28 protein-coding genes are annotated in these 23,391 nt (G+C 65.5%); 18 read left to right on the top strand and 10 right to left on the bottom strand.

Annotation, left to right across the window (positions count from 1 at the left end; all coding sequences use genetic code 11):
* Positions 1-30: 30 nt before the first annotated feature.
* Together D9V29_RS03600 and D9V29_RS03595 are read right to left on the bottom strand one after the other, a co-directional pair.
* Positions 31-510, bottom strand: coding sequence for a hypothetical protein (locus D9V29_RS03600; protein ID WP_121671952.1), 480 nt, complete (start codon positions 508-510; stop codon positions 31-33).
* A gap of 66 nt (positions 511-576) precedes the next feature.
* Positions 577-780 carry a hypothetical protein gene (locus tag D9V29_RS03595; protein WP_147436214.1) on the bottom strand — a complete coding sequence of 68 codons (204 nt, stop codon included), beginning with the start codon at positions 778-780 and terminating at the stop codon, positions 577-579.
* 115 nt (positions 781-895) lie between these two features.
* On the opposite strand from D9V29_RS03595, the gene D9V29_RS03590 reads away from it, so the two are divergent.
* The gene (locus D9V29_RS03590; RefSeq protein WP_121671950.1) at positions 896-1,372 is read left to right on the top strand and encodes a hypothetical protein; all 477 of its coding nucleotides are present in this window, start codon (positions 896-898) and stop codon (positions 1,370-1,372) included.
* Positions 1,373-1,376: 4 nt separating this feature from the next.
* On the opposite strand, the gene D9V29_RS03585 is transcribed toward D9V29_RS03590, so the two are convergent.
* Both D9V29_RS03585 and D9V29_RS03580 read right to left on the bottom strand, forming a co-directional pair.
* Positions 1,377-1,664 (bottom strand): acylphosphatase, encoded by a 288-nt coding sequence (locus D9V29_RS03585; RefSeq protein WP_229790430.1) that lies wholly within the window; start codon positions 1,662-1,664, stop codon positions 1,377-1,379.
* Between the two features lie 3 nt (positions 1,665-1,667).
* The gene (locus D9V29_RS03580) at positions 1,668-1,958 is read right to left on the bottom strand and encodes a hypothetical protein (protein ID WP_121671949.1); all 291 of its coding nucleotides are present in this window, start codon (positions 1,956-1,958) and stop codon (positions 1,668-1,670) included.
* Between the two features lie 139 nt (positions 1,959-2,097).
* Between D9V29_RS03580 and D9V29_RS03575 the strand changes: the two genes are divergently transcribed.
* Complete coding sequence (locus D9V29_RS03575; protein WP_147436213.1) at positions 2,098-2,577, top strand: hypothetical protein; 480 nt, start codon at positions 2,098-2,100, stop codon at positions 2,575-2,577.
* A gap of 3 nt (positions 2,578-2,580) precedes the next feature.
* Here D9V29_RS03575 and D9V29_RS03570 read toward each other — a convergent pair whose 3' ends face one another.
* Positions 2,581-4,086 (bottom strand): SulP family inorganic anion transporter, encoded by a 1,506-nt coding sequence (locus D9V29_RS03570; protein WP_121671947.1) that lies wholly within the window; start codon positions 4,084-4,086, stop codon positions 2,581-2,583.
* 53 nt (positions 4,087-4,139) lie between these two features.
* On the opposite strand from D9V29_RS03570, the gene D9V29_RS03565 reads away from it, so the two are divergent.
* The 7 genes from D9V29_RS03565 (at position 4,140) to D9V29_RS03535 (ending at position 12,418) form a co-directional block, all read left to right on the top strand.
* Positions 4,140-4,454, top strand: coding sequence for a hypothetical protein (locus D9V29_RS03565; protein ID WP_121671946.1), 315 nt, complete (start codon positions 4,140-4,142; stop codon positions 4,452-4,454).
* Between the two features lie 92 nt (positions 4,455-4,546).
* Positions 4,547-7,024 carry a helix-turn-helix transcriptional regulator gene (locus tag D9V29_RS03560; RefSeq protein ID WP_121671945.1) on the top strand — a complete coding sequence of 826 codons (2,478 nt, stop codon included), beginning with the start codon at positions 4,547-4,549 and terminating at the stop codon, positions 7,022-7,024.
* A 252-nt stretch (positions 7,025-7,276) separates the two neighbouring features.
* Positions 7,277-8,725: a CCA tRNA nucleotidyltransferase gene (locus D9V29_RS03555; protein WP_121671944.1), complete on the top strand. Its 1,449-nt coding sequence runs from the start codon at positions 7,277-7,279 to the stop codon at positions 8,723-8,725.
* A gap of 109 nt (positions 8,726-8,834) precedes the next feature.
* Positions 8,835-10,058: a trans-sulfuration enzyme family protein gene (locus D9V29_RS03550; RefSeq protein ID WP_121671943.1), complete on the top strand. Its 1,224-nt coding sequence runs from the start codon at positions 8,835-8,837 to the stop codon at positions 10,056-10,058.
* 145 nt (positions 10,059-10,203) lie between these two features.
* Positions 10,204-10,521: a hypothetical protein gene (locus tag D9V29_RS03545; protein ID WP_121671942.1), complete on the top strand. Its 318-nt coding sequence runs from the start codon at positions 10,204-10,206 to the stop codon at positions 10,519-10,521.
* A 140-nt stretch (positions 10,522-10,661) separates the two neighbouring features.
* Positions 10,662-10,997, top strand: coding sequence for a hypothetical protein (locus D9V29_RS03540; RefSeq protein ID WP_121671941.1), 336 nt, complete (start codon positions 10,662-10,664; stop codon positions 10,995-10,997).
* A 98-nt stretch (positions 10,998-11,095) separates the two neighbouring features.
* The gene (locus tag D9V29_RS03535) at positions 11,096-12,418 is read left to right on the top strand and encodes an ABC transporter substrate-binding protein (RefSeq protein WP_121671940.1); all 1,323 of its coding nucleotides are present in this window, start codon (positions 11,096-11,098) and stop codon (positions 12,416-12,418) included.
* Positions 12,419-12,660: 242 nt separating this feature from the next.
* On the opposite strand, the gene D9V29_RS03530 is transcribed toward D9V29_RS03535, so the two are convergent.
* Positions 12,661-13,623, bottom strand: coding sequence for a hypothetical protein (locus tag D9V29_RS03530; RefSeq protein WP_121671939.1), 963 nt, complete (start codon positions 13,621-13,623; stop codon positions 12,661-12,663).
* A gap of 534 nt (positions 13,624-14,157) precedes the next feature.
* Between D9V29_RS03530 and rpsF the strand changes: the two genes are divergently transcribed.
* The 7 genes from rpsF to D9V29_RS03495 all read left to right on the top strand — a co-directional run bounded on the left by rpsF (position 14,158) and on the right by D9V29_RS03495 (position 18,794).
* A complete protein-coding gene (rpsF, locus tag D9V29_RS03525) occupies positions 14,158-14,583 on the top strand; it encodes a 30S ribosomal protein S6 (protein WP_373294806.1) in 426 nt (141 codons plus the stop codon).
* A 5-nt stretch (positions 14,584-14,588) separates the two neighbouring features.
* Entirely contained in the window at positions 14,589-15,113 is a 525-nt protein-coding gene (locus D9V29_RS03520) for a single-stranded DNA-binding protein (protein WP_121671937.1), read from the top strand.
* Positions 15,114-15,175: 62 nt separating this feature from the next.
* Complete coding sequence (gene rpsR / locus D9V29_RS03515) at positions 15,176-15,439, top strand: 30S ribosomal protein S18 (protein WP_090711605.1); 264 nt, start codon at positions 15,176-15,178, stop codon at positions 15,437-15,439.
* Positions 15,440-15,450: 11 nt separating this feature from the next.
* Positions 15,451-15,903, top strand: a complete 453-nt coding sequence (gene rplI, locus D9V29_RS03510; RefSeq protein WP_121671936.1) for a 50S ribosomal protein L9 — start codon at positions 15,451-15,453, stop codon at positions 15,901-15,903.
* Positions 15,904-16,402: 499 nt separating this feature from the next.
* On the top strand, positions 16,403-17,785 hold the full coding sequence (dnaB, locus tag D9V29_RS03505) for a replicative DNA helicase (protein WP_121671935.1): 1,383 nt from the start codon (positions 16,403-16,405) through the stop codon (positions 17,783-17,785).
* 107 nt (positions 17,786-17,892) lie between these two features.
* Positions 17,893-18,552: a DUF308 domain-containing protein gene (locus tag D9V29_RS03500; protein WP_147436212.1), complete on the top strand. Its 660-nt coding sequence runs from the start codon at positions 17,893-17,895 to the stop codon at positions 18,550-18,552.
* Positions 18,549-18,794, top strand: coding sequence for a hypothetical protein (locus tag D9V29_RS03495; protein WP_121671933.1), 246 nt, complete (start codon positions 18,549-18,551; stop codon positions 18,792-18,794). The genes D9V29_RS03500 and D9V29_RS03495 overlap by 4 nt, the downstream gene beginning before the upstream one ends.
* A 12-nt stretch (positions 18,795-18,806) precedes the next feature.
* Here the strand turns inward: D9V29_RS03495 and D9V29_RS03490 are convergent, their stop codons facing one another.
* The 3 genes from D9V29_RS03490 to D9V29_RS03480 form a co-directional block, all read right to left on the bottom strand.
* Complete coding sequence (locus D9V29_RS03490) at positions 18,807-19,001, bottom strand: DUF1918 domain-containing protein (RefSeq protein ID WP_121671932.1); 195 nt, start codon at positions 18,999-19,001, stop codon at positions 18,807-18,809.
* Positions 19,002-19,084: 83 nt separating this feature from the next.
* The gene (gene purB / locus D9V29_RS03485) at positions 19,085-20,467 is read right to left on the bottom strand and encodes an adenylosuccinate lyase (protein ID WP_121671931.1); all 1,383 of its coding nucleotides are present in this window, start codon (positions 20,465-20,467) and stop codon (positions 19,085-19,087) included.
* Positions 20,464-20,991 (bottom strand): low molecular weight protein-tyrosine-phosphatase, encoded by a 528-nt coding sequence (locus D9V29_RS03480; RefSeq protein WP_121671930.1) that lies wholly within the window; start codon positions 20,989-20,991, stop codon positions 20,464-20,466. Before D9V29_RS03480 ends, purB begins: the two co-directional genes overlap by 4 nt.
* Before the next feature lie 188 nt (positions 20,992-21,179).
* Between D9V29_RS03480 and D9V29_RS03475 the strand changes: the two genes are divergently transcribed.
* Together D9V29_RS03475 and D9V29_RS03470 are read left to right on the top strand one after the other, a co-directional pair.
* Positions 21,180-21,551: a hypothetical protein gene (locus D9V29_RS03475; RefSeq protein WP_121671929.1), complete on the top strand. Its 372-nt coding sequence runs from the start codon at positions 21,180-21,182 to the stop codon at positions 21,549-21,551.
* Positions 21,541-22,947, top strand: coding sequence for a hypothetical protein (locus tag D9V29_RS03470; protein WP_121671928.1), 1,407 nt, complete (start codon positions 21,541-21,543; stop codon positions 22,945-22,947). Before D9V29_RS03475 ends, D9V29_RS03470 begins: the two co-directional genes overlap by 11 nt.
* A 6-nt stretch (positions 22,948-22,953) precedes the next feature.
* Here D9V29_RS03470 and D9V29_RS03465 read toward each other — a convergent pair whose 3' ends face one another.
* Positions 22,954-23,364: a phage holin family protein gene (locus D9V29_RS03465; protein WP_121671927.1), complete on the bottom strand. Its 411-nt coding sequence runs from the start codon at positions 23,362-23,364 to the stop codon at positions 22,954-22,956.
* Positions 23,365-23,391: the final 27 nt, after the last annotated feature.

Raw genomic sequence — 23,391 nt, 5'->3', positions numbered from 1 at the left:
ATGACGCCGCCGGACAATCGGCGCGGCGGCTCAGCGCCGGGCGATCCGGATGATGAGGCCGATCACAGCGACGACGGCGACAACGGCGATCGCGATTACCGTTCCCGGTCGTTCTTCGTACTTGTGCTGCAGGTCTGACACCGCGGCAGTTGTCGCTTCCCTGGCGGCGTCGATCGCGTCCCGGGACGCCGCGGACGCCTTGTCGGCGATGTCGGAAGCCTGGGTCGAGAATTCACGGGCCGACTCGGACGCTCCGGCGGTCGCGCTCTCCAGTTTCTCCGTCGCGTCTGCCGCATGGGAGGCCACCTGAGCGCTCACGCTCGCGGCTGCGTCACCCACGTCACCGGCCTTGTCCGCGAGGGGCGCCGACGCGCCGGCGCCGGCATCGATGGCGTCATGCGCCTTGTCCTTCAGCTCGTCGGGCACGCCGGGCGCCGTGTCCACGGCTTCGTGCGCGTTCTCCGCCGCTGCGGAGATGTTCTCATCGGCACGCTCATTGGGATCAGTCATCGTGTTCCTTCCGGTCGTTCATGGTGCGCCACACAGTCGTGGCGGTCGTTGGGCAAGTGCTCGGATTCAGGAATGCGCCCGGCGGAAGGAGCGGCCGCTTCGCCTCGTCTGTCGCGCGAAATGACGTCGCACCTTTCTGACCTGTGGTCCGGCCCAGAACTCTGACGCGCGCTTCTTTTTCTCGTCGTATCGTTCACGCCGGTCGCGGGCGCGGGCGCCAAGCGCATAGGCGCCGGACACCATCGCGGCGATGAACAGGAATCGGCCCATCTTGTGCTCCTTCGTTTCCGTCGAGGCGTACCCCATCATTTCGCACTTGGTCGTGCGGACACAGGGGGTTGCGGAGCGCGCACCGGCGATTACGAGGCCGCAGTAACATGGGCCGGTGCCGTATCTGTCGGATTCTTCGCGTGCCGCCCTCGAGCGAGTGCGCACCGGTGACGCCGAAAACGAGACGGATGCTCTCGAGCGACTCCGCGACATCCGCTCGCTTCTCGAAGAGCTTCAGAAAGACCCGGCCACCCTGGCTGCGGTCCGCGAGGCGATCGGCAACGGCATCGGGTGGGAGGCGATCGCCGAAGCGGCGTGTCTCAAACCGGCGGCCGCGAAGTGGCGCTGGCAAGGAACCGACGCTGACATTGCTGAACGGCACGAGGCGGGCCGCAAGCGGGCGGCGCGGCCCAGCAATGTTCCCACTGACCTCCCCGGACTCTCCGTGGGCGAGGCGGCCGCCCGATTCGGTGTCAGCTCTCAGGCGATCTACCTGCGGATCACTCGCGGGCAGCTCCGGGCCGAAACGGTCGAGTTGGCAGACGGGCGCTCATACAAACGGGTGTTTCCGGACGACAGCCCGGCCAGCTGACGGCTCATCCGGCGTCGGGTAGCACCCGGAATGCGGAGGTCCCCTCCGGTTCAGCGTGGGACACCGCGACCGAGTCGACCGCGCCGCCAGCGGGCCCGCGGTGAACGGCATCGATCATACCCTCCACCGCGGCGACGGTTCCCTCGAACTCGGCCTCCACGCTTCCGTCCGAACGATTCCTTATCCAGCCCGAGAGGCCGGCCCGTTCGGCCGCAGCTCGTGCCCAGTAGCGGAATCCGACTCCCTGAACCCGACCGCGCACAAGAATGTGCCTGCGGATGTGGGCCAGCACGGCTCAGTCCTGGACAGGAACCGTCGTGTCGACGGCGTCCGTGCCTGTGTCGCTGTATGTTCCCGCCTGGCCGGAAGCGGCCGTGCGACCCTCGTCGTCTGAGCCATCGACCGAGGCGTCAGAACTCGACTGCCCCGACGTCGCCGTTGTTCCGTCGTCCGGCGCGTCCTCGAGCGATGACTGTTCGGCCGTGCCTTCGTTCTTGGCCTCCTCGTAGCTGCCGTCGCGCTGACCCTGGTCGGGCAGTGGGGGCAGTGTCTCGTTGCCGTTCTCTGTGGGGTGCTGCTGATCCATGCGAATCCCTTTCGTCGTCCTGACTGCCGACGATACGCAGCCCGGCCGAAACGCCGCGATACCTTTCGCCGGGCCGCCGTTCGGAGTAGCGTTCGACCGACAGGCGGATCTGTCCCGCCACGGACCGACGGAGCTCGACATGCCCAGCCTCGACACATATGGGCAGGCGATCGCATCGACCACGCTTGCCGTACAGGAGTTGCTCGCCGCTGCCCCCACGAACCTGCAGGTGACCGCCAGGACGCTCGACGCTGCACGGAGCGATGTGTCGGGGCCTTCCCTGAACCTGTTCCTGTACCGAGACGACTTCACTGGATATCGCGACGGGAACGAGCCGCCCGGCATCCACCACTACATCGCTGAGCTGTTCTATCTCGTCAGCGTGGGTGCTGGCGACACGTCGGATGCGGATGCCGTCAGTCACCGCGCCTACGGCACGGCACGCGCGCGGGTGCAGCAGACGCCGGTGCTCACCGTCGGGATCGGCGACAGGACGATGAATGTGCAATTGCGGGCGCAGACCCTCGGCTCGGCGGAACTCAGTTCTCTGTGGCTGGCCTCGACTGCACCGTTTCGGCTGTCGTTCGGCCTCACGGCGACGTTCACCGTCAGCGGGTAGCGGCTATTCGAGCGTGCCGGTGAGTCGACCGTGAAGAACCGTGGAGCGCTCATCGAGCCCCACGAATTCGACGGTCGCCCCGTGAGCGGCGTACTTCGACTGGATCGAGTCGAGGACCGCCACGGTCGACGCGTCCCAGATCTGTGACGCACTGAAGTCCACCACCACCCGATCCGGGTCAGCACCGTACGAGAACTGCTCGACGAGGTCGTTGCTCGAGCCGAAGAAGAGCGGGCCGCTGACGGTGTACCGGACCGAGGAGCCGTTCCCGGCGGGCATACGATCCACGCGGATGACGTGCGCCACCCGGCGGGCGAACAGGACGATGGCGAGCACGACGCCGGCAGCGACGCCGACCGCGAGGTTGTGGCTGATCACAACCACGGCCACGGTGGTGAGCATGACGAGCGTCTCGGGCACAGGCATCCGTTTCAGCGTCGACGGGGTGACGCTGTGCCAGTTCACCGTTGTGATCGCGACGATCATCATGACGGCGGCGAGGGCGACCATCGGGATCTGCTCCATCACGTCGCTGAGTACGGTGACGAGCAGGAGAAGGAAGATGCCGGCGACGAACGTCGAGATGCGGGTGCGCGCCCTGCCGAGTTTCACGTTGACCACGGTCTGGCCGATCATGGCGCACCCGGCGATGCCGCCGTAGAAGCCGGCGAGGATGTTCGCGATTCCCAGGGCCCACGATTCGCGACCCTTCGCCGAGCGGGTGTCGGTGATGTCATCGACGAGCTTCGCTGTGAGCAGTGTCTCCATCAGGCCGACGAACGCGACGCTCAGTGCGGTCGGGAGAATGATCCGCAACGTTTCCAGGTCGAGCGGGACGAGCAGCGGAGTGATTCCGGGCAGGCCACCGGCGATGTCTCCCTCGTCGCCGACGGTGGGAACGGAAAGATGGGCGATCATCGTGATCGCCGTCGCAACGACGATGGCGACGAGCGGCGCCGGAACCGCGGTCGTGAACCGGGGCAGAACCAGCACGATCAGGACCGTCAGGACGAACAGCGGGTAGACCAGCCACGGCACACCGAGGAGGTGCGGCACCTGTGCGGTGAAGATGAGAATTCCGAGCGCGTTGACGAAACCGATCATCACCGACCGCGGAATGAACCGCATCAGACGGGCGAGGCCGGTCACTCCGAAGGTGACCTGGATGATCCCGGCGAGGATCACGGCGGGCAGCAGGTACTCGACACCCTGTTCCTTGACGAGCGGAGCGACAACCAGGGCGACCGCGCCGGCAGCTGCGGTGATCATCGCGGGGCGGCCACCCAGAATCGACATGGAGATCGCCAGGACGACGGATGCGACGAGGCTCACCTTGGGATCCACACCGGCGATGACCGAGAACGAGATGACCTCGGGGATCAGGGCGAGAGTCGTGACGACCCCGGCGAGCACCTCGACGCTGAACGCTCTCGGGTTGCGGAGCGTCTGCAACACGGTGGGGGCGAGGGGAGTGTCTGCGCGGGACGGGTTCGAGGGAGAAGATGACACCGTGCAACCCTAAACGGTGGGAGGAGCCAGCGCTCCGGTCCTACGCTTGACGGATGCCTTCCTTTCGAGTCACGGTGACGATCGGGACCCTGCGACCAGGTATTGCGCCGGAGTCCGTCTTGCCGTTCGCGGCTGATGCCGCTGCACGGAGCGCCGTGGTCGAGGCATCAGACCTTGCCATCGTGAGGGGTGCTCCGCGCATCGTCGTTCGATACACAGCGGACGACGTCGGTCAGGGCTGGCTCGTCGGCGCGAGCGTTGTCCAGGCGCTCGCCGTGGTCGCCGACGCAGGCGCCTGGACGGTGACGATGCGCGACGGTGGCCGGTGGTACCCGGTGCACGCCCCTGGGCCGGATTCACCGGCATAAGCGACGCCACCGCGACGGACGCATAGTGCATGCGGACAGCCCCGTAAAAGGGATAGCGGTTGCTGGGGCCGCTGCCTACGCTGAGTATTCAAATGACAGCTCCCCGACTGCCCCCGGATGCTGCCGTCCCGCCGACCCTGCTCGGCCGTGACAGGCAGCTCGCTGGCATTTCCCGCGCCGTCGCCCGGGTGCGCGAAGGGCGGGCGCAGTTCGTCCTCATCGAGGGGGAGGCGGGGTTCGGCAAGACTGCCCTGCTCGAGGCGTCCGTCGCCACGGTCCCGCACTGGCCGGTGCGATCAGCTACAGCGGACGAAAACGAGACCGATCTAGCCTACGGAGTGCTCAACCAGTTGCTTCGGAGGGTCGACGAGCAGGATGCCCTCGACCCGGTGCTCCAGGGTGGCATCTCTCCCGACGTGCCGACGCTCGTCGCGGGGGCGGCACTTCTGAACCTTATCCACAGCAGTGAGGGGGCCACGTGCGTCACGATCGACGACGCACAGTGGCTCGACCAGCGTTCGGCCGAAGCGCTCTGGTTCGCCGGGCGCCGCTCGTTCCGCGACCGGCTGCTCGTCATCATCGCGGCGCGCCCGGACGACACGGCATTCCTCGAGCGCGTGCGATTGCTCGTCGCCGACGAACACCGCGGCGTTCGGTTGACCGTCGGCGGATTCGGTGCCGATCCGATCGCCGAGCTCGTCGCCCGTCGGACCGGTCGCCAGGCACCGCGCCGGCTCGTGACGAAGCTCGTCGCCGCGACGGACGGCAACGCCCTTCACGTGCAGACGCTGCTCAATCAGGTCGTCTCGTCGAGTGATCCGCTCGGTTCTCTCGATCGGATGTTGCTGGGAACGCCGCCGGCAGCGCCCGGGTTCCGCGCGCTCACCCTCGACGCGCTGCGAGATGCGTCGGAAGTCGCCAGGGCGGTCGTTGAGATCGTGGCTGTTCTCCATGACACGGCCACGATCACGGACATCGCAGCGGTCGGCGAGAGGTACGCGGGTTTCGCGATCACCGGGAATGACATCGACGACGCCGTCGGAACGGGACTCGTCACATTCGCCGGGAACGAGTCCGCTGTTGTCATGCCGCACGAACGGGTACGGGCCGTCGTCGTCTCGAACCTTGCCCTCGAGACCCGCCAGGCCATCAACGCTGCCGCCGGCCAGGTGATCGCCGGTCACCGTGGACTCGCCCACCGCGCCAACGCGGCCGCTGGCCATGACGACTCGCTCGCCGACGAGCTGAACGTCGCAGCGCGGCTTGCCGCCGCGACCCATCAGGCGGACCGAGCCGTCCGATACGCCCGGTGGTCGGCACTTCTCAGCAGCAACCCTTCGGTCCGTGAGGAGCGTCTCATCGACGCGGGTGTGCACGGGATCGCCGCCCGACGACACGATCTTCTCCTGGCTGCCCGGTCCGACTTCGAGAATCTCAGTTCGGGCCCGGCGCGTGACGTTCTGCTCGGGAACGTCGCCCTTGCCACCGGTGATATCGACGTTGCCAGAACACACCTGTCTCTCGCCGCTCAGGCCGATCCGGATGGAAGCTCCCGTGCGAGGCTGATGAAAGCCGTGGCACACCAGACACTCGCGGCAACCGCCCTGCTGCTCGATGAGTTTCCCGCAACGATTCATTCCGCGACCGCGGTCCTCGAGGAGCTCCCCGGCCTTCGCGTCAACGCCTCGCGGGTGTCGGCCGTATCGGTCGATCTCGACGAACTCGAGTACAACGCCGTCTCGTGGCGAGCGCTCGCCTCCTGGCAGTTGGGGCTGGCCGACACCGGGCAGGAGCGACTCGCCGAACTCATCGCGGAGGGCAGGCGGATCGGTTTCAGGGCTCAACACACCGTTCTTCTGCTCGTGCACGGGTTCATGCTGAGACAACAGGGAAACCTCCCCGCGGCGATCGCCGACCTCGAGGCCGGAATCGCGCTCGCCGATGTTTCGCGCCCGGACATGTCACCGTTCGGACGGATCAATCTGTCCCTGGCGTTGTTCCGTGACGGTCGCTGGGATGCCGCAGCGGCGGCTGCCGCAGCGGCCGCGTCGATAGCCGACGACGTCGAACATTCGTGGGCGAGAGCATCCGCGTACGCCGTGGCCGGTCTCGTCCCCGCAGCACGCGGTGACCACAGCCGCGCACAGGAGTGGCTCAGCAAAGCAGATGCCGTTCCGCAGAAGCAGCACGCAAGCGGGTATCGATTGCTCGCCGACTTCGTCAGGGCGGTGGACGCGAGGGCCTCAGGGCATGGTGCCACTGCAGTGTTCCTGTCCCGACGGGCACTCGCCACCTCGGGAGTCCACAGTTACATCGAGAAATCCTGGTGGGAGATGCTCCTCACGGAAGCGCTCGGCCCTGCCGCTGAACATGCCCCGGATCCGCTTGCTGTGCTGAGCAGCCGCGAACGCGAGGTCGCCCACCTCGCTGCCCAGGGGCTCACGAATCGAGAAGTGGCGCACAAGCTTTTCGTGTCAGTCAAAGGCGTTGAATATCACATGGGGAACGTGCTGGCGAAGCTCGGCCTGTCGTCACGTCGGGGAATCCGCGGGCTGATCGAAGGGAACTAGGGAGAACCCCTAGTGCACTGCCGATGTACGGCAGTCAAACTTGGAGTGCGGATCATGCTGCGCATTGTCCTTGCGGGGCAGCTTGGGCAGGGTGACGCATGACCCGCACAACACCCTGTTTCCCTCAACAGGAGGATTTTCCGGCACGTCGTTCCTCGACCGGTCGACACGGCGTGCCGGATATCCACTCGTCACTCGCTGCGTCGTCCATCGCGGCGAACGGTGTGCGGGGTCCCCGCTACGATTGACCCCATGGTGAGCATGGCGGAGTCGTTGGTGCGCCTGTCGGAACTCGCCGCCTCCCCGGTCGTCTCGAAGGTGGCATCCGCTTTCGCCGACGCCGGGTTCGAGCTCGCGCTCGTCGGCGGCCCGGTGCGCGACGCGATGCTCGGCCGGGACACGAGCGACCTCGACTTCACCACCAACGCATCGCCCGATGAGATCCTGCGCATCGTCACTCCGCTCTCAGAGACCCAGTGGGACATCGGGCGCGACTTCGGCACCATCGGAGCGCGGGTACGGGCGGGGACGGTCACCGACACCGTCGAGATCACGACCTATCGGGCGGATGCCTACGACGGCGTCACGCGTAAACCGGTCGTCGCGTTCGGCGACAGCCTCGAACCCGACCTCAAGAGACGCGACTTCACCGTCAATGCCATGGCGTTGCGCATTCCCGAGGTCCGGCTCGTCGACCCGTTCGGTGGGGTCGAAGATCTGCTGTCGCAGACGCTCAGGACTCCGAGCAGCCCCGCGGTGAGCTTCGGTGACGACCCGCTGCGGATGATGCGGGCGGCCCGGTTCGCGAGCCAGCTCGGTTTCGTCGTGGACGACGAGACGCAAGCCGCCATGACCGCGATGGCCGACAGCATCCGTATCGTCTCCGTGGAACGCACACAGGGGGAGCTCTCGAAGCTTCTGCTGACAGACAACCCGCGCGTCGGGATCGAACTGCTCGTCGACTCCGGCCTGGCAGAGATCGTGTTGCCTGAGGTTCCCGCCCTGCGACTCGAAATTGACGAACACCACCATCACAAAGACGTCTACCAGCACTCGCTCACCGTGCTCGAACAGGCGATCGGCTACGAGAAGTCCCGCCACCCCGGTGAGGCGCCCGACCTCATCCTGCGCCTCGCTGCCCTGCTGCACGACATCGGCAAGCCGGCCACCCGCCGACTGGAACCCGGTGGGGCCGTCAGCTTCTACCACCACGACATGGTCGGCTCGAAGCTCGCGAAGAAGCGGCTGACCGCGCTTCGGTACGACAACGACACCATCCGCGATGTCTCCCGGCTGATCGAACTGCACTTGCGGTTCTTCGGTTACACCGAGGGCGCGTGGACGGATTCCGCCGTCCGCCGGTACGTGCGCGATGCCGGCCACCTGCTCGAGCGGCTTCACATGCTCACGAGGGCCGACGTCACGACCCGCAACCGGCGCAAAGCCGACCGGCTGGGCTTCGCGTACGACGACCTCGAAGCGCGGATCGCCGAACTGCGGGAGCAGGAGGAGATGGAGGCGGTACGGCCAGACCTCGACGGCAATGCCATCCAGCGGGTGCTGGGGATCAAGCCCGGTCGCGAGGTCGGCGAGGCCTATCGGTGGCTTCTCGAACTGCGGCTCGACGAAGGTCCCCTCGGTGAGGACGAAGCGGAACGCCGTCTGCACGCCTGGTGGGCCGCGCGAAACTCCGGCGCGTGATCCGCCGCCTGCCTCGGCCCGGTGTGCCGGTGGCAGGACCCTCGTCACTGCGGTGCGCGTTTCGTTCACAATTCCCTGAACGCTGTTCACAGGGCAATAGCCTGAGGGCATGACAGCTCCCCGTCCGAACAAGCACGATCCCGCCACCCTGTCCTTCGACACTCAGGCGGTACACGCGGGCAACGAGATCGAAGCGGGCTCCGGGCCGATCCGAACACCGATCGTGATGGCCAACTCGTATGCGCTCCCGGAGGACGCCTCGACGATCAGCTGGTCGGGAACGGATGTCCCGCTGTACACCCGCAACTCCGGCACCAACCAGCAAGGCCTCCAGGCCAAACTCGCCGCGCTCGAGCACGGTGAAGACGCCGTCGTTCTCGCCAGCGGGGTCGCTGCCCTGCACGCCGTGTTCTTCACGGTGCTGAAGTCCGGTGACCACGTCGTCGTCGGGGATGTCACCTATGAAGCGATCTACCGGCTGTTCGCCGAGCTCCTGCCGGAGAAATACAACATCACGGCCACCTTCGTCGACGCGGCGGACCCGGAGGCGGTCCGGGCCGCGATCCGCCCGGAGACGGCGCTTGTCCACGTCGAGGTCATCGGCAACCCGACGACGAAGGTCACAGACATTGCCGCCATCGCTTCCCTGACGAAGGAAGCCGGCGTGCTGCTCAGCGTGGACTCGACGTTCACGCCCCCGCCGTTGTTCCGCCCGCTCGAGCACGGCGCCGACCTCGTCGTGCACTCCCTCACCAAGTACATCAACGGGCACGGCGACGCGATGGGTGGTGCCGTCATCGGTAGCCGAGAGCTGATCCGCCGGATCAAAGCGGATGCCATGGTCGACGTCGGCGGCGTCATCTCCCCGTTCAACGCGTGGCTGATCATGCGTGGCTCGGTCACGTTGCCGCTGCGCCTTCGCCAGCACCAGGCGACCGCCCAGCGTGTCGCAGACTTCCTGGCCGGCGACGACAGGATCGCGTTCGTCGCCTACCCGGGTCTCGCGGAGCATCCGCAGCACGCCGTCGCCGCCCGCCAGTTCGCCGGACGGGGCTTCGGGGCGATGCTCGCGTTCGCTGTGAACGGCGACGCAGCGACCCAGGACCGGTTCGTTTCACACCTGCGCGTGATCACGTCGGCCGTGTCCCTCGGCCACGACGAATCGTTGATCGTCCATGTCGCAGGCGGAGCGGATGCCGGTCCCCGCGTGGCCTTCTACCCGGAGGAGTTCCGCACCCTGGGTCATCTCCGCTTCTCGATCGGGCTCGAAGATGCCGACGACATCCTGGCCGATCTGAAAGCTGCGCTCGACGCCACGTTCGACGCGTCCTGACACTCGGTGAACCGTTCAGCCACCTGACGGACGTCGTCCCTATTTTCCGGTGAGGGTTCCGTCAACCCCCTGCCACAAAGTCCCTATTGACCCTAGTTTGGGTGTCTGGGGCGCCACGTAGCGGTGGCAGGAAGGCGGGGAACCGATGAAGACGTCAGATCGACGCACCAAGAAGATCGATGCGACATGGAACCTCCACGTGCACTTCGAATCAGGCAAGGTCGACACCGATGTTGAGGTGTCACTCGACCAGTTGAAAAACGATGTCGAACGAGTTGTGGTGAACGGCCGACAGATCGGTTACGTCCACCACGTCGACCCGGTCTATGTGGCACTCAGCGGGCCGGACCTGGCCCGTGCCGTGGAGGTGTCGCAAAAGCTCACCCTCGACCAGAGCATCCGGGACCTGCTCAACACGGTCCCGGTCGAGGTCATCGACCCGAGTTTGGCGCAGCGCGCCTAAAGAACGTCATGGTCGGCGGATACCGGGGGCACGGCATCCGCCGATCATGTCGGCTCTCATCCTGGCTGGTGATGCGTGCCCGAAACCGGTGGCCACCGCAAGGCCTTGAAGCCCTCGCGTGCGCGGCGTAGCGTCGCGGCATGACGAACAACACGAACAACGACGATTACGTCGAGCCCGTCCTGCCCGCCGACGAGCATGGCGCCCGTGAACCGGTGGTTCGCCCGACCGGTGGTGACGACCACAACAACGCCGACTACACGACCACCGGCGACCCGATCGACTCCGCACAGCACCTCGCCGAAGAGGACCGCCAGCACGCCACGACGGGCGTACCGCTGAGCGGTGCCGACGATGTCGAAGGCGACGTCGACTACACCACCCCCGGCAACCCGATCACTGCCCCCCAACACGAGGCCGAAGAGGAAATCCCGCACGCGACGCCCGGCAACAACTCCGCCATTCCCCAGGACTGAGCTCGCGGCATCCGCCCACTTTTCAGCGTCGGATCAGGGTCATTCACGTCACAACTGCTAGCCTCCAACTCGGTACACCAGGCGACAGAAAGACCCGAATGGCTCAGCGACTGACGAAAATAGCGACGCTTGTCGCGGCATCCGCCCTCGTTCTCACCGGATGCGCACCCGAACCGGCGACGACGACGGAGCCGACGACCGTGTCGTTCAGGTTGTGGGATGAAACCGTCGCCGAGGCGTACGAAAAGTCATTCGATGCCTTCGAGAAGGACAACCCGGACATCGACGTCACGGTCAACGTCGTCGAGTGGGGCGACTACTGGACCGAATTGCGCACCGACGTCGCCGGCAAGACGATGGACGACCTTTTCTGGCTCAACAACTCCTACTTCGGGGCGTACGCGGACGCCGGCAAGCTCGTGAACATCGACCAGGTCTTCGGTGAGGATGCCGCCAGCGAATGGGAGGGCAGCGTCGTCGGGCAGTTCACCCGTGACGATGTGCTCTGGGGCGTACCTCAGCTCTACGACGCTGGTGTTGCCGTCTACTACAACGCCGAATTGCTCGAGAAGGCCGGGCTCGCGCCGGAGGACCTCGAAAACCTCACCTGGTCCCCGGACGCCGAGAAAGACACGTTCCTGTCGGCGGCGAAGGGACTCACCCTGGACGCGGCGGGCGTCTCCGCGGCATCCGCCGACTTCGACGGAACCCCGGTGCAGTTCGGAACCAACCTCGCCTACGACACGCAGGCGATCATGCTCCCGTTCATCGGCTCCAACGGCGGGAAGTTCCAGGTGGGGGAGAAGTTCGCCTTCACCGATCCGAAGTCGGTCGAGGCATTCCAGTACCTCGTGACGGCGATCAATTCCGCGAAGGTCGCACCGGCGGCATCCGAAACCAACGCGAACAGCGACTTCAGTCGCGACGCGTTCCTCGCGGGCAAGATGGCCATGTTCCAGTCCGGGCTGTACAACCTCAAGAATGTTGCGGACGACGCCGAGTTCGAGTGGGGCGTCGCTCCCATGCCGAGTGGACCGTCCGGCCGGGTCTCTGTCACGAACGGTGTCGTGGTCGCCGGAAACGCCGAATCGACGAAGCAGGCTGCCATCGAGAAGGTGCTCACCTGGCTCGGCTCCGAAGAGGGCGTCAAGCCACTTGCTGCGTCAGGGGCGGCAGTCCCCGCAGTGACCGACGCCCAGAAGTCCTACTTCGACTACTGGAAGAAGGAGGGCGTCTCTGTCGCCCCGTTCTTCGACGTCATCGATGGCGAGAAGCCTATCCCGTCGCCCAAGGGTGCGAACTACGGCAAGGCATTCGAGGAGTTCGACCCCATCTTCCAGGACATCTTCTCCGGCACCATCGACCCCGCGGTGGGGCTCAAACAGGCCGAGGGCGCGGCGAACGCGGCGATCGCCGGCTGACGCGGTCGCGTTTTCACCCGGTGCGGTCGGGTTCACTCGGTATGCCGGGTGTTTTGGTCCGCAGCGAGTGAATTCGCGCCTCAGGGCGATGGGTGCGGGGCCAGCGTCCACTCCGTGAACCGGATGCTGTCGCGATCGCCGCGGGGCGGCATCCGCTCTGGGGCGGTCGCGTTTTCACCCGGTGCGGTCGGGTTCACTCGGCATACCCGGGTGTTGCGGTCCGCAGCGAGTGAATTCGCGCCTCAGCGGTTCGGCAAGCCCGCGTCGCCGAGGATCCGAGCGAGTAGCCGACCGGCGAGTGCGTCCGGCCACAACCACCGAGACATCCCGTAGCCGACGGCGCGCATCAGGTCTTCCCGTTGCTTCTCGGCCCACACGATCTCCTCGATCGGCTGCCCTTTTGTGTAGGCGGCGCGGGTGTACTTCGTGAACCCGTCGAACTCGCCGAGTTGACGATATGCCGGCCACCCGAAGTCAGAGTGCCACAGTGTTCCGTTACGGTCGAGAACCGGGAACTGCAGCTCGGGCTTCGGGAAACGCAGCACGTGCATCTGCACTCGGCTGACCGATTCACCGGGGGAGTGGGCGAGGTGGGTCGCGAAGTCGAGAGCACATCGCGCACGCCCCGATCCCGGAGCGCGGCCGAGCGCGGCGATGCGGTCTTGCAGCAATTCGCGCGCTTGAGCGGCGGCATCCGCTCCGCCCGCGAGTGCTTCCTGCCTCAGCGCGGCATCGAGTGTTGCAACCGCTGACAGAAAAGAGTTTGTCCGGGCGAGGTCCAGCAGGGTGCGGAGCCGGCTGGTCACCAGTACGCCGTCGACCTCGACGATGTCGCCGTCGACGAGTGTGGTGTTGTGCCACAGCACGCCCCTGCTCGAACTCCGCCGCCGGCCGTCGGGCGTGCAGACATGCACCGCTTCTGGCCAGGGCCCGATGATCGGCAGATCCCAGAGCGCAGCCGCCGATTGGTGGCTGAAGGCAGCGTCGCCTTTGCGCGTATCGCGCACAGCGCGCATCCGCAACAGGTGGCGCTCCCTTCCCGTGAGTCCCACCCAGCGGGCAGTGTCGGTGAATACGCCGCGGCGAATGCTGATCAGTTCTCCCGTCGCGTGTCCGCGACGCAGCGCTCGGCCGTCGATGCCCACAAGGGTCCGGGCGCTGGACACGTGCACGGCCTCGGAATCCCGCAATAGATCGGTGCTCATGGTGTCCAGCGTTTCGTGAGAGCAGCATCCGTGCGTGAAGAGGACCGCTTCTGGGAGCGGTCGGCGCGAGCTACTGCTCTGTGGAGGAGGCGTCGTCGGTCGCGTTTTCACTCGGTGCGGTCGGGTTCACTCGGTGCGCCGCGTGTTTTGGTCCGCGATGAGTGAATTCGCCGTGCAGGGCGATGGGTGCAGCGCCTGCGTCCAATCCGTGAACCGGATGCTGCCGTGATCGTCGCGGGGGCGACATCCGCTCGCTGTTGGTCGCGTTTTCACCCGGTGCGGTCCGTTTCACTCGGTGCGCCGGGTGTTTTGGTCCGCAGTGAGTGAATTTGCGGCGGCGCACCGGCGCACCAGGAACGGATGCCCCGGCTTCGGTAGCCAGCGCGGCCAACCATCCGGTAAGCTACTCAGGTTGCCCGTGTGTGCGCACTCTGCTCCCGCACGACGCAACGATGCTATTACCCTCCTGCCGCAGATCGTCTGCGGCCGTTCGAGTCCGAAGGAGGTGGGTTAGTGACGCATCAGTATGAACTCATGGTTATCCTCGACCCCGAGATTGACGAGCGCACCGTTGCTCCCAGTCTCGACAAGTTCCTCAATGTCATCCGCAACGATGGTGGAACCATCGACAAGGTTGACATCTGGGGCCGTCGTCGACTGGCTTACGAAATCAACAAGAAGACCGAAGGCATCTACGCTGTCGTCGACTTCACCGCGACGAGCGAAGCGACGGTCGAGCTCGACCGCCAGCTGAAGCTGTCGGAAGCCGTCATGCGCACCAAGGTGCTGCGGGCCGAAGAAGCAATCGCTCTCGTGGAGTCCGAAGGCAAGCGCGCCGAAGAGAAGGCAGCCCGCAAGGCTGCTGCCACCAAGGCAAAGGTCGACGCCAAGCCGGCAGCGGCTGAGACGAAGGCAGTTGCCGACGCCGCTCCCGCCGAAGCCGCCGAAAAGGACGCCTAGTCCTCATGGCCGGCGAGACCGTCATCACCGTGGTGGGCAACCTCACGTCAGACCCCGAACTGCGTTACACGCAGAACGGACTGGCCGTTGCCAACTTCACCATCGCTTCCACTCCGCGCAATTACGACCGCGCAACAAGTGAGTGGAAAGATGGCGAAGCACTGTTCCTGCGCGCGAGCGTTTGGCGTGAATTCGCCGAGCATGTCGCCGGATCGCTCACCAAGGGTAGCCGTGTCATCGCTACCGGGCGTCTGAAGCAGCGTTCGTACGAAACGAAGGAAGGCGAGAAGCGCACCTCGATCGAACTCGAAGTTGACGAGATCGGTCCATCGCTTCGTTACGCCACCGCACAGGTCACCCGTGCGCAGTCCTCTGGTGGAGGCGGCGGCCGTGGCCCCGCAGCCGTCCAGCAGGACGAGCCATGGGCGGCCAGCGCTCCAACGGCCGCTCCGGCCGGCGGCGCAATGGCATCGGGTTCCGGCGACAGCTGGAACACGCCCGGGTCCTACGGCGACGACACTCCCTTCTAACATCTTCTCCGCCAGGGCGGGAGCTTCGGTTCCCTCCCCGGCAATACACCTAAGGAATTCAAATGGCTGGAAAGTCTAGCGGCGCAAGCCGCAAGCCTGTCCGCGGTGGTAAGGGCGGCAAGCCGCTCGCTCCCGCGAAGGCAATCCGCGTTGGGGTCATCGACTACAAGGATGTCCCCACCCTCCGCAAGTTCATCTCCGAGCGTGGAAAGATCCGCGCGCGCCGCATCACCGGCGTTTCGGTTCAGGAGCAGCGCCTCATCGCACGTGCAGTCAAGAACGCACGCGAGATGGCTCTGCTTCCCTACGCCGGCTCCGGCAGGTAAGGAACTCCGATATGTCAAAACTCATCCTCACCCATGAGGTCACCGGTCTCGGTGCACCTGGCGACATCATCGAGGTCAAGAACGGTTACGCACGTAACTACCTGATCCCGCAGGGCTTCGGCGTTGCGTGGAGCCGCGGTGCTGAGAAGCAGGTCGAGCAGATCAAGGCCGCGCGCGCAGCTCGCGAGCTTGCCACGCTCGAAGAGGCTCAGGCGCTCAAGGCTGCTCTCGAGAGCACCAAGGTCAAGCTCGCCGTCAAGGCTGGTGCTGAAGGCCGCCTGTTCGGTTCGGTCAAGACGGTGCACGTGGCGGATGCCGTCGCTGCCGCCGGTCTCGGACAGATCGACAAGCGCAAGATCGAAATCTCTACTCCGATCAAGTCGGTCGGTCAGCACGAGGCGAGTGTTCGCCTCCGTGACGACCTGAGCGCGGTCATCACCCTCCAGGTGGTTGCAGCCAAGTAGGCATCTTCACACTCTGTAGCGACGGGCTTCGGCCCGTCGCTACAGGTCGTTAAGCGCCGCCGCCGCCACCGAACATTGGCCCCGGTTGGCCGATTCGTACACCCATTGCGAGCGCTGAGTCAAGTTTTTTGTACACAGGCAAACAGCGGGTGAAGCAACGTTCAACACAGAGTCTAAACAGGTTTATACCCACAGGGTGTGGATCAGAAAAAGGCCGGTCAGGACTCCAGAACGCGGCGAAAATTCTTTTCTCTCCACAGGGTTTCCCACAGGTTGTGCACACGGCGTGCGGCGTTTCATGCAATCTATACACAGAGTTATCCACAGGCCTATTTGTACATGGGGCACCGGGCTCATAGTGTGGGGCAGCGCAGGTTCCCACCGGCGTGCGCAGCCGAAATTCGAAGGCACCATGTCGGTGGTTGGGTGTTGGCTCGATCTCATCACAACGGCCATGCGCCGACCGGATTCGCCGGCCCAGCCGCACTAGGAGGAACGCGTGTCGATCGCCCATCTTGGTCTCTCAGACCAGCCGCCCGCCGGTGAAAACCGTGGCGAGTACCGGGCCGATCGCACCCCGCCCCACGACATGCTCGCCGAGCAGTCCGCTCTCGGTGGAATGCTCCTGTCAAAGGATGCTGTCGCCGACGTCGTCGAATCGGTGCGCGGAGTCGACTTCTACATCCCCAAACACGAGATCATCTTCGACGCGATCCTCTCGCTGTACTCGCACGGTGAGCCCACTGACGTCATCACCGTCACAGACGAGCTGATCAAGACCGGCGAGCTGTCCCGTGCCGGGGGCGCCGATTATCTCCACACCCTGACCCGTCTGGTGCCGACCGCAGCGAATGCGGGTTTCTACGCCTCCATCGTTGCCGAGCGTGCACTCCTGCGTCGTCTCGTCGAAGCAGGCACCCGCATCGTGCAGATGGGCTACGCCGGCGAGGGCGAGGTTCTCGACCTCGTCAACACCGCACAGGCCGAGATCTACGGCGTCACAGGCTCGACCACGGCGGAAGACTACGTTCCCCTGAACGAAGCCGTCGGAACCGCATTCGAGGAGATCGAAGCGGCCAACGGAAGTGACGGGAAGATGGTCGGCGTGCCGACTGGTTTCTCCGAGATGGACGACCTCACCAACGGATTCCACGGTGGACAGCTCATCATCGTCGCTGCCCGCCCCGCGCTCGGTAAGTCGACCCTCGCGCTCGACTTCGCTCGTGCGGCATCCATCGGTAATGACCAGCCGTCGATCTTCTTCTCCCTGGAGATGGGGCGAAGTGAGATCGCCATGCGTCTGCTCGCGGCCGAGGCATCCGTCCCGCTGCAGAGCATGCGCAAGGGAACGGTCGACCAGCGCGACTGGAACAAGCTCGCGGCCGTACGCGGACGGATCAACGACGCACCGTTGTACATCGACGACAGCCCCAACATGACGCTCGTCGAGATCCGGGCGAAGTGCCGCAGGCTCAAGCAGCGCGTCGGCCTCAAACTCGTCGTGATCGACTACCTGCAGCTGATGACCTCCGGCAAGCGCGTCGAAAGCCGCCAGCAGGAAGTGTCGGAATTCTCCCGTGCTCTCAAGCTTCTCGCGAAGGAGCTGCAGGTTCCGGTCATCGCGCTGTCGCAGCTGAACCGTGGACCGGAGCAGCGCGCAGACAAGATGCCGGCGATCAGCGACCTTCGAGAATCGGGCTCGCTCGAGCAGGACGCCGACATGGTGATCCTGCTCCACCGTGAGAGCGCATACGAGAAAGACAACCCTCGCGCGGGAGAAGCCGACCTCATCGTCGCGAAGCACCGTAACGGTCCCACCCGCACGGTGACCGTTGCTTTCCACGGTCACTACTCGCGGTTCGCCGACCTGGCGCCTGCCTGACCCATCACACGCCCCCGACACTCGACGTCGAGGCACCGGGCCGGGGCGACTTCTACGCGGCGTAGACTGGACAGGTTCCACCGCCTCCACAGAAAGCGACGTTCCCCGTGGCCACAACCGCCCCCGCCATGCCAGGTGGCATTGCGCAGTCGCGATCACGGTACTGGCTCGTTGCCGTCGCCCGCGCGCTGGTCGCCGCCGTCGCGGGCCTGGTGATCACGTTCTCGCCCGACCACTCGGCGTCTCTCGGCCTCTCCGTCTTCGGTGGTTTCGCCGTACTGACGGCACTCGTGCATCTCGCCGGCAGCCGCACGCTCGACGCGGACACCGTGACACGACGCAGCTTCGTCGCCCAGGGCATCCTGAGCCTTGCTGCCGGAGTACTCGCCCTCATTCTCGCCCCGATCGGTGGTCAGCCCGCCTTCTTCGCGATCGTCCTGCTCTGGGCGCTGCTCACCGGTGCGCTCGAGCTGTACAGCGGGTTCCACCTGCGCGGGCGCTCCGCTCTTGCGCGCGACTGGATGACCATCGGTGGCGTCACCGTGCTCCTCGCCGTTGCCTTCCTGCTCGTGCCACAGGGCCTTGACCAGCACTTCACCGGCCCGGACGGAGTGGAACGCAGCCTGACGGCATCCATCGTCTCGGTCGGAACCTTCGGCGCCTACGCCGCCATCGTCGCCGTCCTGCTCGCGATCGGAGGGTTCTCACTCAAGTGGGGCACCGATTCGAGTGGACGAGTGGCCCCTGAAACGGAGTCGCAGTTATGAGCCAGTCCCCACCCAGCCGACGTGACATCATGAAGCCGATCGAGCTGCTCGTGTTCGCGGTCGTCGCTGGTACCTTCACCGGTCTGATCGTTCTCATGTCGACCCGCGACATCGTGCTCGCCGCGATTTTCTTCGGCATCGCGTTCATCGTCACTCTCGTCGGCATCGCGATGTTCGCGCTCAGTGTGAAGCCCGGAGACCTGGAGAAGAAAGACCTCGACGAACAGGACCACGGGCACTGACACCGGCGCGGTTCAACCGCCGGTCGACGAGTGCTCGATCACACAATCCGGTCCAGGGTAGACCAGGCTTTCGTGGCCATCGTCGAACCTGACGAGATACGGCGGTTGACCCTCGTCGCCCCGCACCTCCAGAATCTGACCGTGACGGTCGGGTGCGCCGACGCTCTGCCCGCGGATAACAATCCGCTCACCTGCTGTTGTGCGCATGATCTCCTCCCTGAAAAACAGGGTACGCGCGGCATCCTGGAGAAGAAAGACCCCGGATGCCGCGCGCGGCAGAGAGCGAAACGTTACGGCAGGCGGTTCACCAGTTCGTCTGACAGACCCACGTAGCTCGCGGGGGTGAGCTCGAGCAACCGGCTCTTCGCGTCGTCACCGATGTCGAGCTTCTCGACGAACGCGACGAGGTCGTCGCGACCGATCCGCTTGCCGCGGGTGAGCTCCTTGAGCATCGCGTACGGGTCGGAGATCGACGAACGGCCGGCCACCACCTCGGCACGAATCACGGTCTGAATCGCCTCGCCGAGGATCTCCCAGTTGGAGTCCAGATCCGCGGCGAGGGCGTCGCGGTCGAGATCGATCTCGCCGAGCCCCCTGGTGAGGTTGTCGAGGGCGAGGAGGGAGTGGCCGAAACCGACACCGATGTTGCGCTGGGTGGTCGAGTCGGTGAGGTCACGCTGGAGACGAGAGGTGACGAGCGTGGCCGCGAGGGAATCGAGGACGGCGCTCGACAGTTCGAGGTTCGCCTCCGCATTCTCGAACCGGATCGGGTTGATCTTGTGCGGCATCGTCGACGAGCCGGTGGCTCCGGCCTGCGGAATCTGACGGAAGTACCCCATCGAGATGTAGGTCCAGACGTCGGTCGCGAGGTTGTGCAGCACACGGTTCGCGTGCGACACCCGGTTGTACAGCTCCGCCTGCCAGTCGTGCGACTCGATCTGGGTGGTCAGCGGGTTCCAGACCAGTCCGAGCGATTCGACGAATTCGCGTGAGATGCTCGTCCAGTCGGCCGTTGGGTCTGCGACGACGTGAGCGGCAAATGTTCCGGTGGCGCCGGAGAACTTGCCGAGGTACTCGGTGCCCTTGACCTGGGTGAGGATGCGTTCGAGTCGCCAGGCGACGACAGCGAGTTCGCGGCCCATGGTCGTCGGGGTGGCGGGCTGTCCGTGCGTGCGTGACAGCATGGCATCCGCCCGGTGCTCGACGGCCAGGTTCCCGAGAACGTCGATGACGCCGCGCAGCTTCGGCAGCCAGACTTCGCGAACCGCCGCCGAGACGGTCAGCGCGTAGGAGAGGTTGTTGATGTCTTCGCTCGTGCACGCGAAGTGGGTGAGTTCGGCGATCCCATCAAGGCCGAGGGATGCCAGCCGGTCGCGCACGAGATACTCCACGGCTTTGACGTCGTGGCGGGTCACCGCCTCCTTCTCGGCGAGCCAGTCGATGTCGGCCTGGCCGAAGTCGATGTACAACCCGCGGAGCGATTGGGTCTGTTCGGCAGTGAGCGGGGACGAGCCGAACATGCTGTGGGAGGTGAGGTACAGCAGCCATTCCACCTCGACCTGGACTCGAGCCCGGTTGAGGCCCGCCTCGCTGAGGTACTCGCCGAGACCGCTGACCGCAGACTGGTAACGACCGTCGAGCGGACTGAGTGGCTGGGCGGGTAGTGCTGTCATCGAATGGCTCCCTGTCGAATTGCCGGTTCAAGCTGTCGAAAAAGTTGACGGCTCGCCCTCTCAATCATGCCCAATACTCGGTCAAACATCTCATCGTCCGAGTAGTAGGGGTCGGGAACGTCGGCCAGGGAGCTTTGCTCATCGTCGAAACTGAGCAGGAGAGTCACCTTGCCGCGATCGGTTTCGGTGGGCGCCCAGGCCCGGAGGATGCGGTCGTGACCGCTGTCGAGGGCGACGACGAGGTCGAGGCTGTCGAACCAGTCCGGGTTGAACTGCCGCGCCCGGTGCCTGCTGCCGTCGTATCCGCTTCGGGCGAGGGCGGTGAGGGTCCTGGAGTCCGCCTGTTCGCCGACATGCCAGTCACCGGTGCCGGCTGACAAAGTTTCCACATACCGCGAGAGGCCGGCCTTCCTCACCATCGTCTGGAAGACAACCTCTGCCATCGGGGATCTGCAGATGTTGCCCGCGCACACGAAGCACACTCGGAAGGGCTGGACCTCGGTAGGGACCGGGTCGGAAATCATCCCCCCATTCTGTACTGCCGGGTCCGCTCCCGGCAGCCCCCCGTTAACGCGCTTGTGGTCCAGTCCCTCACACCCGATCGACTGCACCCGGGTTCACACCGAAAAGAATCGCGGAACTGTGCGGAAGTCGGACGCCTGGACCATGGATGTGGGCCGCAGGAATCGGCTCCAGACATCGGGAGGTACGGATGAACGGGAACACAGGAGGGATCGTCGGGGTGACGTCGAGTGACGTGTCCCTTGCGCGGGTACTGGAGCTCCTCGCTGAGCAGCGCCGACGCATTGTCGAGTTGCTCGACCAGACCACAGACGCCCAGCGCGTTCTGCGGGATTCTGCCTCCTCGCTCCTCTGGAAGGCGCCGTCTCGGTTGCTGTACGACCGTCGCGTCACCGCCCTGCAACGCGCACTGGCACAGGCGGCCGCCGCGCTTCAGGCGGCTCTTGCCGAATGCGACCGGGCGCGTGACCATGCGCGCACAGTCTCGTCCGCGCTCGTGCCCGCCGGTGTCGAGAAGGATTACGTCGGATATCCCGCCGGGGACCGCAACCGTGTCCGATGAGATCGACGTTCGCAGCGGGTCCGCGATTAGCGTCGAGACCGACGAACTGTATCTCGTGGCGGTAAGGCTTGGCTCTTTCTCCGGCGATGCGCGCACCTGGTCCCATGAGGCGGCCATCGCCCGGTGCGTCACCCAGTGGTCCGTCGAGGCGGCTCCGTTCGGTTTCGCTGAAGCCGACCTGGCACGCGCCGCTGCCATCCTCCAGGACGTCGCAGCGGAGTCCGAGGAGCTCGGGATCCTCATCGAACGAATCGCTGAGCGTTACGCCGCAGGGGAGCGACGCCTCACGGATGCCTGGACCGGCCTCGCCGCTCTCGGTTCTTTCCTCGCGGGCGCTTATGTCCGCAACCTGATTCTGGGCAGCCTTCCGATGGCGCCGGCCGTCGCTGTCGCCCTGCTGCTGTCGCAGCATCCGGAGGTCAGGCGGCTCGCTGCCGTCGTGGGACAACCGGTTGTCGAGGCGCTCGCCGAACACGCCGACGAGCTCGCCACCCCCGAGTTCGTCGCGGTCGTGCGCACACTGGTCTCGTCCGCCGACGACTTTGCGCTCGGCCTCGCCGGGGTGCCGCTGCAAACAGCCCGGTTCCTCGGCGAAGAGGGCGCCGGTGTCGTGGGTCTCAGTTCGATGGCCGGATCGCTCCTGATCCTTGCCGGGCGCAACGCCTACACGCACACTCCGCTGTCGATGAGCCGCTCGACAGTGGGTGCGGTGGCTGCTCCGGTCACCCTCGCGGACGCAGCCGCACGGATTCCGGTGAGCGGATCCGGCAAGCCGCAAGTGAGGGTGGAGCGCTACCCCTCCTCGAACGGCGACCCTTCGTACGCGGTGTACATCGCGGGGACGAGCGACTTCTCCACCGGAGGGAAGGAACCGTTCGACATGTCGAGCAACCTCGCGGGCATCGCCGGCGGTGACACAGCCGCGCAGCAGGCGACGGTCGAAGCGATGGAAGACGCGGGTATCGAGCCCGGCGACCCGGTCAGCTTCTTCGGGCACTCGCAGGGCGGTCTCGTGGCCGCGCGAATCGCGGCATCCGAGGTGTATTCCACCGAGAGCGTCGTGACGTTCGGCTCACCGACCGGGCAGATCCCTCTGCCGGACTCGATCGCCCATGTCGCCGTCGAGCACGCGGAGGACGTCACCCCGGCGCTCGGAGGAACCCCGGCGGATGGCCGAGAACGCGTCGTCGTGACCCGGTCGCTGTTCGACGAGTCCGGACCTCCGCCCGGGGCTTCATTCGGGAGTGCTCACCACATGGCGCGGTACGCCGAAACAGCGGTTCTCATCGATCACTCCGCCGACCCACGTCTCAACCCGCTGCGAGATGCCCTCGCCGGTTTCGGGGCGAGTGGCACCGCCGCCCTGTACCGCTCTGAACGTGTCCGGGACCCGTAGCCCGGGTCACCGGCGGCGGCGGCGGCGCTCCTTGAGCTGCGGACGGAGAAGCAAGGCGAGGATGGCGTTGAGGATGCTGATCACGAGAGCGCCGAGCACGGCCCACCAGAACCCGTCGGTCTGGAGACCGAAGTCGAACGGCGACATGATCCACTCCACCAGCAGAAGGAGGATTCCGTTCACGATGAACGAGATGAGGCCGAAGGTGAGGATGTACAGCGGGAAAGCAACGATCCGGATGAGGGTTCCGATCACCCCGTTGACGATCGCGAAGATGAAGGCGATGAGCAGGTAGGTCAGGACGACGGCGAGGATGTCGCCCGGTGGGTACGGGGTCACGTTCACGCCGGCGACGAGGAGAGTCGTCAACCAGATGGCGACGGCGTTGAGCACGATGGTGAGCAGGAATCTGGCCATCGCACCATGATGGCAGCAGCTCCGGCC

Source organism: Mycetocola manganoxydans, assembly GCF_003667545.1.
In the GTDB taxonomy this organism is placed as follows: Bacteria; Actinomycetota; Actinomycetes; order Actinomycetales; family Microbacteriaceae; genus Mycetocola_A; species Mycetocola_A manganoxydans.
The sequence above is the reverse complement of the archived record's forward strand: the minus strand, read 5'-3'. Positions and strand labels throughout refer to the sequence as shown.